The sequence below is a fragment of the Bradyrhizobium sp. SZCCHNRI3052 genome (assembly GCF_032484895.1).
In the GTDB taxonomy this organism is placed as follows: Bacteria; Pseudomonadota; Alphaproteobacteria; order Rhizobiales; family Xanthobacteraceae; genus Bradyrhizobium.
In genome coordinates, this window is sequence record NZ_JAUETW010000001.1 from 762,246 (window position 1) to 775,151 (window position 12,906).

The 12,906-nt window shown below is 66.3% G+C and carries 10 protein-coding genes; 7 read left to right on the forward strand and 3 right to left on the reverse strand.

Annotation, left to right across the window (positions count from 1 at the left end; translation table 11 throughout):
- Positions 1-116 precede the first annotated feature (116 nt).
- Positions 117-1,463: a bifunctional UDP-N-acetylglucosamine diphosphorylase/glucosamine-1-phosphate N-acetyltransferase GlmU gene (gene glmU / locus QW887_RS03630; protein ID WP_316185033.1), complete on the forward strand. Its 1,347-nt coding sequence runs from the start codon at positions 117-119 to the stop codon at positions 1,461-1,463.
- A 9-nt stretch (positions 1,464-1,472) separates the two neighbouring features.
- Here glmU and QW887_RS03635 read toward each other — a convergent pair whose 3' ends face one another.
- Entirely contained in the window at positions 1,473-1,700 is a 228-nt protein-coding gene (locus QW887_RS03635) for a hypothetical protein (RefSeq protein WP_315712023.1), read from the reverse strand.
- A gap of 229 nt (positions 1,701-1,929) precedes the next feature.
- On the opposite strand from QW887_RS03635, the gene glmS reads away from it, so the two are divergent.
- The 4 genes from glmS to QW887_RS03655 all read left to right on the forward strand — a co-directional run bounded on the left by glmS (position 1,930) and on the right by QW887_RS03655 (position 6,853).
- On the forward strand, positions 1,930-3,756 hold the full coding sequence (glmS, locus tag QW887_RS03640) for a glutamine--fructose-6-phosphate transaminase (isomerizing) (RefSeq protein ID WP_315751609.1): 1,827 nt from the start codon (positions 1,930-1,932) through the stop codon (positions 3,754-3,756).
- A gap of 347 nt (positions 3,757-4,103) precedes the next feature.
- Entirely contained in the window at positions 4,104-5,045 is a 942-nt protein-coding gene (locus QW887_RS03645) for a transposase (RefSeq protein WP_315751903.1), read from the forward strand.
- Between the two features lie 201 nt (positions 5,046-5,246).
- A complete protein-coding gene (locus QW887_RS03650; protein WP_316185034.1) occupies positions 5,247-5,861 on the forward strand; it encodes a LysE family translocator in 615 nt (204 codons plus the stop codon).
- Between the two features lie 194 nt (positions 5,862-6,055).
- Entirely contained in the window at positions 6,056-6,853 is a 798-nt protein-coding gene (locus tag QW887_RS03655; protein WP_315751607.1) for a DUF502 domain-containing protein, read from the forward strand.
- A 44-nt stretch (positions 6,854-6,897) separates the two neighbouring features.
- Here QW887_RS03655 and QW887_RS03660 read toward each other — a convergent pair whose 3' ends face one another.
- Positions 6,898-7,272 (reverse strand): VOC family protein, encoded by a 375-nt coding sequence (locus QW887_RS03660; RefSeq protein WP_316194183.1) that lies wholly within the window; start codon positions 7,270-7,272, stop codon positions 6,898-6,900.
- A 281-nt stretch (positions 7,273-7,553) separates the two neighbouring features.
- On the opposite strand from QW887_RS03660, the gene QW887_RS03665 reads away from it, so the two are divergent.
- Complete coding sequence (locus QW887_RS03665; RefSeq protein ID WP_316194184.1) at positions 7,554-9,431, forward strand: autotransporter domain-containing protein; 1,878 nt, start codon at positions 7,554-7,556, stop codon at positions 9,429-9,431.
- A 163-nt stretch (positions 9,432-9,594) separates the two neighbouring features.
- Positions 9,595-10,446, forward strand: coding sequence for an NAD(P)-dependent oxidoreductase (locus tag QW887_RS03670; RefSeq protein WP_316194185.1), 852 nt, complete (start codon positions 9,595-9,597; stop codon positions 10,444-10,446).
- 196 nt (positions 10,447-10,642) lie between these two features.
- Here QW887_RS03670 and recG read toward each other — a convergent pair whose 3' ends face one another.
- Positions 10,643-12,745, reverse strand: a complete 2,103-nt coding sequence (gene recG, locus QW887_RS03675) for an ATP-dependent DNA helicase RecG (RefSeq protein ID WP_316194186.1) — start codon at positions 12,743-12,745, stop codon at positions 10,643-10,645.
- Positions 12,746-12,906: the final 161 nt, after the last annotated feature.

The window sequence follows — 12,906 nt, forward strand, 5'->3', positions numbered from 1 at the left end:
CACGAAGCGAACATTAACAGGAAAACCACCAGGGGCTTGAGCCGGTGCGGCTTGCCCCGCGCAGAAAACGCATTATGACAGCGCGACCTATGCGCTCCCTTCATCCCAGGTGTTTCATGACCGCTCGATCCAGTCTGACCATCGTGCTTGCGGCAGGCGAGGGCACCCGGATGCGCACGAGCGTGCCCAAGGTGTTGCATCCCATCGCCGGCGAATCACTGCTCGCGCACGTCCTGGCGGCGGCGCCGCACGGGGATGGCGCCAGCATCGCGGTGGTGGTGGGGCCGGGGCACGACGCGGTCGAGAAGGAAGCCAGGCGCCTGCGCGCGGATGCGGATATCTTCGTCCAGCACGACCGGCTGGGGACGGCGCATGCGGTGCTGGCGGCGCGGCAGGCGATCGCGCGCGGCGCAGACGATCTGCTGGTCGCATTCGGCGACACGCCGCTGATCACGGCCGAGACGTTCGCGCGGCTGCGGGCGGCGCTGGCGCAGGGCGCAGCGCTCGCCGTGCTCGGCTTTCGCGCCGCCGATCCGACCGGCTACGGTCGCCTGCTGCTCGACGGATCGAAGCTGGTCGCGATCCGCGAACAGGCCGATGCGAGCGAAGCGGAGCGGGCGATCACGCTGTGCAATGCCGGGGTGATGGCGATGGACGGCCGTTGCGCGCTCGCGATCCTCGACCGGATCGGCAACGCCAACAGCAAGGGCGAGTATTATCTCGTTGACGCGGTGGCGATCGCGCGCGAGCAGGGGCTCGACGCGGTCGTGATCGAGACGTCTGAAGACGAAGTGCGCGGCATCAACACCAAGGCGCAGCTCGCCGAGGCCGAGGCCGTGATGCAGACCCGGTTGCGCCGCGCGGCGATGGATGCGGGCGTGACGCTGATCGCGCCGGAGACCGTCTATCTCGCCGCGGATACGACGTTCGGCAAGGACGTGACCATCGAGCCGTTCGTCGTGATCGGCCCCGGCGTGTCGATCGGCGACGGCGCGGTGGTGCATTCGTTCTCGCACATCGTGCAATCCAAGCTCGGCCGCAACAGCCTGCTCGGGCCGTTCGCGCGGCTGCGGCCCGGTACGTCGCTCGGCGAAGGCGCCAAGATCGGCAATTTCGTCGAGGCCAAGGCCGCAGTGCTGGAGGCGGGCGTGAAGGTCAATCACCTGTCCTATATCGGCGACGCCCATGTCGGCGCCAATTCCAACATCGGTGCCGGCACCATCACCTGCAACTATGACGGCTTCAACAAGCACAAGACGAACATCGGCGAGGGCGCCTTCATCGGCACCAACACCTCGCTGGTGGCGCCGATCAACATCGGCGCCCGCGCCTATATCGGCTCAGGCTCGGTGATCACGCGCGACGTGCCCGACGATGCGCTGGCGCTGGAGCGCAGTCCTCAGACGACGCGCGAAGGCGCCGCGGCGCGCTTTCGGAATGCCAAGCAACGCCACAAGAAGTGAGCTGAAACATCAGCTTTCGTCGTCCTGGAACTCGGCGAACATCGCACGTGTCAAACGCCAGCCGCGGCGGGTGGCGTGCTTGACCGGCTCGTTCGTACGGTGCTTGATAGGCATCGGCTTGAGCTCGTTGCTCAAGGTCGGCGGCGGCCAGTGCGCCAGATGGCTCCCGGACGTCGGATGCGACAGGCTCAGCGGGCTGGTGCCCTTGGGATCAGTTGGGCGGCGGCTATAGGTCATGGCGTCCTCTCCGACGCGACAGTCTCTGCGCAAAAGCGTTGACCTGGCGTTAAGTGCGCTCCGAACTGGACCTCCGCATCGAACCGGAGTTGCCTGCAGGCCCTCGGTTAGGGCTCTCACTTAACCCTGTCGCAATCCGCAATAATTATTGAATCCTGAAAGCGCGCCGTTTTCGTTAAGACAATGCCACGCTTTTGAATCTCTCTCGACGATTTGGGGACTGGCGCTGATGTGCGGAATCATCGGGATCCTGGGACGCGGGCCGGTTGCTGCGCATCTCGTCGATTCCCTGAAACGTCTCGAATATCGCGGCTACGATTCCGCGGGCGTCGCCACGCTCGAGGGCGATCATCTGGACCGGCGGCGCGCCGAGGGCAAGCTGAAGAACCTCGAGAAGCGGCTCGAGCAGCAGCCGCTGAAGGGACACGCCGGCATCGGTCACACCCGCTGGGCCACCCACGGCAAACCGACCGAGAGCAACGCGCATCCGCATGCGACTGACAACGTTGCCGTGGTGCATAACGGCATCATCGAGAATTTTCGCGAACTACGGGCCGAGCTCGAAAAGCAGGGCGCCAAGTTCGCATCCGAGACCGACACCGAGACCGTCGTCCATCTGGTCAATTCCTATCTGCTGAAGGGCCACACGCCGCAACAGGCCGTGGCTGCGTCGCTGCCGCAGTTGAAGGGCGCATTCGCGCTGGCCTTCCTGTTCAAGGGCCACGGCAATCTCCTGATCGGCGCCCGCAAGGGCTCGCCGCTGGCGATGGGCTATGGCGACGGCGAGATGTTCCTGGGCTCGGACGCGATCGCGCTGGCGCCGTTCACCGATACGATCAGCTATCTCGATGACGGCGACTGGGTCGAGATCACCCGCGACGCCGGCATCATCCACGATGCAACGGGCGCGGTGGTGAAGCGCGAGGTGCTGAAATCCGGCGCGTCGTCGTTCCTGGTCGACAAGGCCAACTATCGCCATTTCATGGCCAAGGAAATCCACGAGCAGCCGGAGGTCGTCGGCCACACCTTGGCACGCTACGTCGACATGGGCACCGAGCGCGTGATGCTGCCGGCGCGGCTGCCGTTCGACTTCAAAGATATCCAGCGCATCTCGATCACCGCCTGCGGCACCGCAAGCTACGCCGGCTTCGTCGCCAAATACTGGTTCGAGCGCTTCGCGCGGGTGCCGGTCGAGCTCGACGTCGCCTCCGAGTTCCGCTACCGCGAGGCGCCGCTGCGCAAGGGCGATCTTGCCATCTTCATCTCGCAATCCGGCGAGACCGCCGACACCCTGGCGGCGCTGCGCTACGCCAAGTCGCAGGGCGTCCATACGCTCTCCGTCGTCAACGTCCCGACCTCGACGATCGCGCGCGAGAGCGAGATCGTGATGCCGACGCTTGCGGGCCCCGAGATCGGCGTCGCCTCGACCAAGGCCTTCACCTGCCAGCTGATGGTGCTGGCGGCGCTGGCGATTGCCGCCGGCCGCGGCCGCGGCGAGCTCTCTGAGGCCGACGAGGCCAAGCTGGTGCACGGCCTCGTCGAGGTGCCGCGGCTGATTGCGGCGGCGCTGACGGTCGAGCCGCAGATCGAGAAGCTCGCGCGCGAGATCGCCAAGTCGAAGGACGTGCTGTATCTCGGCCGCGGCACCTCCTATCCGCTGGCGCTGGAAGGCGCGCTGAAGCTGAAGGAGATCTCCTACATCCATGCCGAGGGCTATGCCGCCGGTGAGCTCAAGCATGGCCCGATCGCGCTGATCGACGAGACCATGCCGGTCGTCGTCATTGCGCCCTATGATCGCGTGTTCGAGAAGACGGTGTCGAACATGCAGGAGGTCGCCGCGCGCGGCGGCAAGATCATCCTGATGACCGATGCCAAGGGCGCCGAGGAGGCGACCGTGGACTCGCTGGTCACGATCATCATGCCGGACATGGCCGCGACGTTCACGCCGATCGTCTACGCCATCCCGGTCCAGCTCCTGGCCTATCACACCGCCGTGGTGATGGGGACGGACGTCGACCAGCCGCGCAATCTCGCCAAGTCGGTCACGGTGGAGTAGCAGCGGGTTTCTCTTGGCTGATGCTCTCGCATCGCCTTGAGAACCAGTTCGGCGTAAGTTGCGACGCGGCATCTTCACATTCGCTGTCATCCCGGCGAACGCCGGGATCCATAGCCACAGTGCTTAATGGTTCGCAGCGCCGGCGGCTCCAGCCTGTCTCAAACGACCTCTCGGGATTATGGGTCCCTGTGTCTGGAAAGTCTGCCATGATGATGGTGGGCGGGAAGCCGTTGGGTCCTTGGCGCTAGACGCCGTGAGCCGGCTCGGTCTCCCGCCCGTTCCATTTATCAACCTGAACAGTTGCACGAGGCTGCGCCAACAGACCTCGCATCACAGGGACAGGCACCGTGATCGTACCTTTTCGTTGCGTCGGAATCGACGTTTGCAAACCCTATCTCGATATTTTTGATGAAGCCGTGGGGGCGCCGGAGCGCATCGCCAACGGGCCACAGGCCATCACACAGCTGGTGGCGCGTTGGGGATGCGATGTTCTGGTGGTCTTTGAGGCCACGGGTGTCTACGACCTCGAACTGCGCGAGGCCCTGCGTCGGGCGGGCATCCGCTTTGCGCGGATCAACCCGGCTCGAGCTCGCGATTTCGCCCGCGCCAGCGGCCAACTCGCCAAGACCGATCCGATCGACGCGCGAACGCTGGCAGCCTTTGGGCGCGCCATGCAGCCAGCCACCGAGCAGGCCATGACGCCTGCCCAAAGCGCCCTCGCCAGGCTTGCAAAACGGCGGGATCAACTGGTTGCCATGCGCGCCCAGGAAAAGAACCGCCGCAGCGAGGCCGAGGACCGCGCCATGGCCGAACGCATCAGCCGCCTGATCGAGGTCCTCAATGACGAGATCGTCGAGATCGAGGCCGAGATCAACGCGCTCATCAAAGCCGAGCCGGTGCTTGCGGAGCAGGCACAGCTGATGCGCTCCGTGCCCGGTGTGGGACCCGTCGCCTGCATGCAACTCATCACCCAGATGCCGGAACTCGGCCATCTCGGGCCAAAGGAGGTAGCCGCTCTTGCGGGCCTGGCTCCCTTCAATCGCGATAGCGGGGCGTATCGTGGCAAGCGCAAGATCGGCGGCGGCCGGAAGCGTGTCCGCGACGCCCTCTACATGGCCGCCCTCAACGCCGTCCGCCGCGCCGATCGCTTCAAGATCTTTTACAACCGTCTGCGCCAAGCCGGTAAACCCGCCAAGCTCGCCCTCATCGCCGTCGCCAGGAAGCTTCTAACCATCCTGAATGCCATGATGCGCGACCGAAAACCTTATGCGATCACTCCATCAACATAACAGTTGCCGGATCTGCGCCCGCCAACGCTATCGCGTTGCCGGGCTTGTCCGGGACGACACCGTTTTTTTTCGCGCCCACACCTTACGGGGGGCACGAGCGTGCAAACTCGGCCGTGCTTGCCATCTGATCCGCAATCCGACATCAGTTTCAGGCGATGTCCCCGACGGAGCTCGGCGGTCCGCTCCATCACGGGGATCACGATGGCTTTCGACACTTGGCTGCTGTTCCTGCTCATGAGCATCGGTATCTCGCTCACGCCCGGCCCGAGCGGCCTGCTGGCTCTCACCCATGGGGCGCTGCATGGCGGGCGCAGGACGCTGTTCACGATCGCCGGCGGCCTGATCGGCTTCGTCCTCATCATCGCGCTCTGCATGTTCGGCATCGGCGCGCTGGTGCAATCCTCCATCGCCTGGCTGGTCGTCCTGAAGTGGGTGGGCGGGCTGTATCTCGCCTGGCTCGGCATCAAGCTGTGGCGATCGCCGCCGGTGGCGGTCGATGCCGGCAGTGAGCCCGCCGTTGCGAGCGGGCAGGTGCTGTTTCGCCAGGGTTTCCTGACCGCGGCCACCAATCCCAAATGCCTGCTGTTCTTCAGCGCCCTGTTGCCGCAGTTCATCGACCCCGAGCGCAGCCTTGTGGTACAGTTCGGCATCGTGGCCGTCACCTATACGGCGACCGAGTTCCTGACCGAGGTCGCCATCGCCAGCGCGGCGGCCCAGGTTCGTCCATGGCTCGCCCGGGTCGGGCGGCGCTTCAACCAGGTCTGCGGCGGCATCTTCGTGGCGGTCGGCCTGGCCCTGCCGCTGCGTAGCGCCTAGGGCAGCGCGTTTGCCCTTTTGAGTGGCTCCTCGCCGCAGTAGGGATTGAAATCGACGCCTTGCGCGTTGACTTGGTGCCCGGCTGCCGGGCCACAGGTCAGCGGCAAAGCGCGCATGTGTCGGAAAGAGGGCCTTCGCCCTTCAAAAATCTGCTAAGACCCCTAGGTGAGATTTGATCCGACCCGGAAGTTCGCATGAGTTCCCGCGACGACCTGCCGCCTGAGACCGATCCCTTGGCCGATGCTCCGGCCGAGACGCCCCATCATGGGCTGATGTTCCGGTTTCGCAACTATTTCCTGACCGGCCTCGTCGTCGCCGGTCCCGTCGCCATCACGCTCTACATCACCTGGTGGTTCGTGACCTGGGTGGACGGGCTGGTCCGGCCGTTCGTGCCGCTGGTGTATCGTCCGGAGACCTATCTGCCGTTCGGCGTGCCCGGCTCCGGCCTGATCGTAGCCGTGATCGGGCTGACGCTGCTCGGCTTCCTGACGGCCAACCTGATCGGCCGCACCCTGGTCGACCTCGGCGAGCGGCTGCTCGGCCGCATCCCGGCGGTGCGGGCGATCTATCGCGGCCTCAAGCAGGTGTTCGAGACGCTGTTCTCGGGCAAGGGCTCGAGCCTGCGCCGTGTCGGCCTGGTCGAGTTTCCCTCGCCCGGCATGTGGTCGATCGTCCTGATCTCGCAGCCGCCGAGCGCGGAGATTTCGAGCCGGCTGCCCGGTGACGACGAGCAGATCTCGGTGTTCTTGCCGTGCGCACCGAACCCCACCACCGGCTTCTTCTTCTATCTGCCGCGGAGCAAGATCATCGAGGTCGACATGAGCGCCGAGGACGCGGCGACGCTGATCATGTCCTGCGGCGTGGTGCAGCCGGGATCGGACCAGCAGAAAAAAGTCGCGGCGCTGGCCAACATGGCCAACGCCGCGCGCCTCGCCAACACACCCGCGCAGCCAGCGCCGCACCGCGAGCCCGAGCCGGCCAAGGCGGACTAGGCTGAAAGGCCGACTGGCGCGAAAGGCCAGCCACTGCGGAAGAGCTAGGCCGCATCCTGCGGAACGAACACGCGCAGGCGATGCCCGTCCGGATCGAGCGTGACGAACGTGGTTCCGAAATCCATCCGTGTCGGCGCCTGCGCGATCGAAAGTCCGCGCGCCTTCCAGTCGTCGTGCAGCCGCTGGACCTCGCCGGCATCGCCGACCGCGAACGCGACCTCGCCGAAGCCTGCGGCGCCCGTCGCTGGCGGCTCGACCGTGTGCCGCGACCACAAGCCCAGCATGACGCCCTCGCGCAGCGGCAGCATGGCAAACGTCGGCGATTGTTCGATCGCGGGCCGGCCGAGCAGATCCGCATAGAAGGCCGCGCTCCTCGGCGGGTTGTCGACATAGAGGATCAGGAAATTGAAGTCGGGCATCGTCGTCTCTCCGGTGGCGGCGCCGGCTGCGGCGCTTCAGCCACACGACTAGCCGAGCCCTCTGCCAGATTCTGTCAGCAGCCTTCGTGAACATGATCGGTGGCGGTCCGGTCCGCCCAGCGGGCAAACGTGCGCATCGCGGCGCTTTGCACTGCATGATGATGCGGGGAAAGCACAGCCACGGATGTCGTCGTTCCTACAACCAATGGGCGGTGGTGTTTCGAATGGTCACCATGGAAACATCGGGCAAACAAAAGTAGGGCGTTGGGGAGGCGCGTAGGATGCCTGTGAGTAGGACGACATTGTTGTGCGCGGTCGCGCTGTCCGCGGCGTCCCTGCAACTGACCGCGCCGGCAGCAGCCCAGACCACCTATACGCGCATTCAGGCTTTTGGCGACAGCTACGCCGACACGGGCAATCTCTGGACCTTCACCGGCGGCGCCGGCAAGCTGCCGCTCTATCCCACCGGTCGCTTCAGCGGCGGCACGAATTTCGTCGACACGACCTCGGCGCTGCTCGGCATTCCCCAGCTCAACTACGCGATCGGCGGCGCCATGGCGGGCGATACCAACGTGGTGGCGCCGGGCATTCCCGGCTTCTTCCAGGAATGGAGCGGACTGACGGGCTTCTCCGGCAGGATCTCGTCGACAGACCTGGTCGAGATCTCGGTCGGCGGCAACGATGCGCGGGCCTATTACCGCGCCGGCGGCTCGCTCGCTGGCGCGCCGACGGCCGCGGCCGTCACGGCCCAGCAGGCCATGGCCGGCATCAACGCGCTGGTCGGGGACGGCGCGCGCAGTATCGTTTTCACGGCCGGCGATGTCAGCACCTTGCCGGAGGCCGTTGGCAACGCCAATGCCCCGGCCGGCAAGGCCTACAGCACGACCTACAACAGCCTCATGCAGCAGTCGCTCGCTGGCGTCGCGCGCTCGGGCGTGCGTGTCGAGTACGTCGACACCGGACTGATCGGCACGCTGATCCAGGCCAATCCGTCGCGCTATGGCTTCACCAATGTCGGCGCCTGTCCGATCGCCTGCATCGGCAATCCTGCGCTGCAGAACCAGTATCTGTTCTACGTCGATGGCGTGCACCTGACGTCACACGGCTTCGAGGTGCTGGGGCAGTACATCGTCAACCGCCTCAACGCGCCGCTGACCTTCGCGCCGCAAGGCGAGGTGGGGTCGATCACCGCGATGGGCTTCGCCTCGACCCTGTTCGGCAAGCTCGACATGTTCCGCGAGACCGCGGGCTTTGCTCCGTCGACGATGAACGCCTATGGGGCAATGGGCCGCCCGCCCTACACCAAGGCGCCGCCGCTCGCGCCGGTCAGTCCATGGTCATTCTACATGCAGGGCAATGGTGGCGTCAGCGACCGCCAGGGCAGCGCCGCCTCGAACGGCTTCAATCTCGACAGCATCGGCGGCACCGTTGGCGTCGAGTACCGGCTGTCGGCGAACAGCATGATCGGTACCGCCTTCGACTATTCCAATCCAAAGGCGAGGCTGTTCAACAACGCCGGCACCACGGATGCCAACTCCTATCAGTTCGGCCTCTACGGCGCCTGGGCCAGCAGCAGCCTGTTTGCCGAGGGCCTGGCGACGATCGGCCATCAGGACTATCGCAACACGCGGCCGGGCGTGGTCGACACCATCACCTCCAATCCCGGCGGCACCACCTTCGTCGCGGCCGGCAAAGCCGGTTACCTGTTCGATGCAGGCACGGCGAAGCTCGGCCCGATCGGCGGGCTGACCTATGCCCGCGCCCGCGTCGACGGCTTCACTGAGACCGGCGATCCTGCGCTCACGCTCGCGGTCGGCTCGCAGACCGCCGAGACCCTGATCGGCAGCGTCGGCGTGCAGCTGCGCACCCCGTTCCAGGTGCAGGGCAACGTCATCAATCCGTACCTGAACCTGACGCTCGATGACGACATCATCGGCAACGGCCGCCTGATTCAGTACAACGCGACCTCGGCGCCCGTCATCGTCAACAACTGGACGGTTCCGAACGGCACGTCGCATAACGTCTACGGCCGGGTGAGCGCCGGCGTCGTGGCGCCGTTCTGGAGCCATGTGGCGCTGACGGTGAACGTGTCGCGCACGATCGGACGCACGGGTGGCGACGATTTCTTCGGCAGCGGAGGCTTGAAGATCGCGTTCTGAGGTCTGCCGCGGCGGTCAGCGTTCTCGGGGGCTCTGAGGGGAGCGTTGACGTTGCGGCCAAGGCGAGGGCAGCCCGGAAGGGCTGCCCTTCGTTTTCGTGCCTTCAATTTTGTCATGGGGTGCGCATAGTCTTCGAGACCATCGTTGGAATCGGAGCGTCATCATGCCTCCCAGCATTGCCGTCATCGCGCCCGGCGCCATGGGCAGCGCCATCGCCGCCCGTCTCGTGGAGCACGGCTGCAAGGTCCTGACGTCGCTCGAGGAGCGCAGCGCGGCGACGCGGGCGAGGGCGGCCGCATCCGGCATGGTCGGCGCCAGCGACGCCGAGATCGCCAATGCCGACATCATCCTGTCGATCGTGCCGCCGGGCGAGGCTGTGGCGCTGGCGGAGCAGCTCGCGACGGTCATCAACCGGAATTCGAAGAAGCCCATCATCGTCGACTGCAACGCCGTCAACGTCGAGACCATCCGGACCATCGAGGACATCGTGCTGTCGTCGGGCGCGCGCCTGGTCGACGCCGCCATCATCGGTCTGCCGCCGAAGCCCGGCACGAAGGGACCGGCCTTCTATGTGAGCGGCGAGGCGGCGGCCGATGTCGCCGCGCTGGGCGAACTCGGGCTCGATCTGCGCCGGATCGAAGGGCCGATCGGCGCGGCTTCGGCGCTGAAGATGTCCTATGCCGGCATCAACAAGGGACTGACGGGGCTCGGCGCCGCGATGGTGCTGGCCGCCACCCGCGCCGGCGCAGCCGACGCGCTGCGCGACGAGCTGGCGCTGAGCCTGCCGCACGTCCAGGCCCGTCTCGCCAACGCACTGCCGGACATGTTGCCGAAGGCCTATCGCTGGGTCGCCGAAATGCGCGAGATCGCGGGCTTCCTGGGTGATGGCCATCCGGCCGCGCTGATCTACGAAGGGTTTGCGCGGCTGTTCGAGCACATTGCGGCGGACGTGCAGGGCGAGGGCATCGAGGCCGCGCAGCTGGTGGCGTTCGCCGAGAGTTGCAAAACGAAGTAGACGATTTCAGCTCGTCGTCCCGTGCGAGCCACGACGCGCGATAGCCCATCGTGGCGCAGACCCGGACCCATACTCCGCGGCGGTTGTGAGGTGCGAAAAAGCCAATCGCCATCCTGCCTCAAACTGCTCGCTGGGGGTATGGGTCCAGGCTCAAGGCCGGGACGACAGGGGAGTTTGTTGATGCACCTTCTGCTGATCAACCCGCCGTCAGCAGCGGGATCGCCTCGTCGCGTTCGTAGAGATACAGCAGGCAGCGCAGCGCATCGCTGCGCGGGCCCTTCAGCTTCGGGTCTTCCTTGAGTATCCGCAGCGCCTCGTCGCGCGCCTGGGTGATCAGTTGGGCATGCACCTCGGGCCGCGCGATGCGGTAGCCGGGCAGGCCGCTCTGGCGGATACCGAGCACGTCGCCTTCGCCACGCAGCTTGAGATCCTCCTCGGCGATGCGGAACCCGTCTGTGGTCTCTCGGATCACGGCGAGGCGGGCCTTCGACATCGGCCCGAGCGGTTCGTGATAGAGCAGGATGCAGGTCGAGGCTTCCGAGCCGCGGCCGATCCTGCCGCGCAGCTGGTGCAACTGCGCCAGGCCGAAGCGCTCGGCGTTCTCGATCACCATGATGCTGGCCGCCGGCACGTCGACGCCGACCTCGACCACGGTGGTCGCAACCAGCAGGCGCAGCTCATGGGCCGCGAACCGCCCCATGACGTCGTCCTTCTCGCTGCCCTTCATCTTGCCGTGGACGAGGCCGACCTTGTCGCCGAAGCGCTCGCGCAGGCTCTCGAAGCGATCCGTCGCGTTGGTGAGATGATCGATGCCCTCGGCCTCGGATTCCTCGACCAGCGGGCAGATCCAGTACACCAGCTTGCCGGCATCGAGCGCGCGGCCGACGGCGTCGACGACCTCGCCGAGCCTGGTGTCGGCCACCGCGCGGGTGTCGATCGGCTGCCGACCGGCCGGCTTCTCGCGCAGCTCGGAAATGTCCATGTCGCCGAAATAGGTCAGCACGAGGGTGCGCGGGATCGGCGTCGCCGACAGAACCAGCACGTCGACGGCCTCGCCCTTCGAGGTCAGCGCCAGCCGCTCGCGCACACCGAAGCGATGCTGCTCGTCGACGATGGCGAGCGCCAGCGACTTGAAGACCACGTCGTCCTGGATCAGCGCGTGCGTGCCGATAAGGATGTCGATCTCACCGGCTTCGAGCCGGGCGAGGATGTCGCGGCGTTCCTTGCCCTTCTCGCGTCCGGTCAGGATGACCACGTTCATGCCGGCGCGAACGGCGAGCGGCGCGATGGTCTTGGCATGCTGGCGCGCCAGAATCTCGGTCGGCGCCATCAGGGCCGCCTGCTTGCCGGCCTCGGCGACGGCGGCCGCCGCCAGCAGCGCTACCACCGTCTTGCCGGAGCCGACGTCGCCCTGCAGCAGCCGCAGCATCCGCACCGGCTTTTCGAGATCGGCGGCAATCGCGGCCATCGCCTCGGCTTGCGAGTTCGTCAGCGCATAGGGCAGGGCGTCGATGATCTTGCGGCGCAGCCGGCCGTCGCCGGCATGGCGGTTGCCCGCGGGCCGGCGCAGCTGCGCCCGCACCAGGGCCAGTGCCAATTGGCCGGCGAGCAGCTCGTCGAAGGCCAGGCGGGACCAGAACGGGTTCTCAGGCAGGATGTCGGTCAGCTCCTGCGGGACGTGCACCCGCGTCAGCGCCTCCTTCAGCGAGGGGAAGTTGCAGCGTCGGAGCACCTCCGGACTGATCCATTCCGGCAGCTCAGGCAGCTTGGTCAGCGCCACAGCGATCGCCCGCCGCAGCGAGCCGAGCGCCAAGCCTTCGGTCAGCGGATAGACCGGATCGATGCCCGAGAGCTTGGCGAAGCCGGCCTCGTCCAGGATGCGGTCGGGATGCACGATCTGCGGCACGCCGTCATACATCTGCACGGTGCCGGAGACGTAGCGCTTGGCGCCGACCGGAAGCATCTTCTCGATGTAGTCGCCCTTGGGCCGGAAGAACGTCAGCACGACGTCACCGGTCTCGTCGCTGGCGTAAACGAGGTATGGCGCGCGCGCGTTGCGCGAGGGACGGTGGCGGTCGACCGTGACTTCGAGCGTCACCACGGTTCCGACCTCGACGTCGCGGACCTTCGGCCGGTTGCGGCGGTCGATCACGCTGGCCGGCAGATGCAGCAGCAGGTCGACCAGCCGCGGCGTCTCGGTGCAGCCGAGCAGGTAGCGCAGCAGCTTGTCCTGCTTCGGTCCGACCCCCGACAGGGTCGTGACCGGCGCAAACAGAGGATTGAGGATGCTGGGGCGCATGGAGCGAACACTTAAAGCGGTTTGGGAGCCGGAATAGCCGCGAATGCCGAGACATCCACGTCTTTTTCTCAGGTTCGAGGTGCCGGGCATGCCGGTTCTGCAGCCCGGGAGGGGCTGACAGGGGCGCTGTGCACCGCTATATCAACCGCGCCCGGCACCGT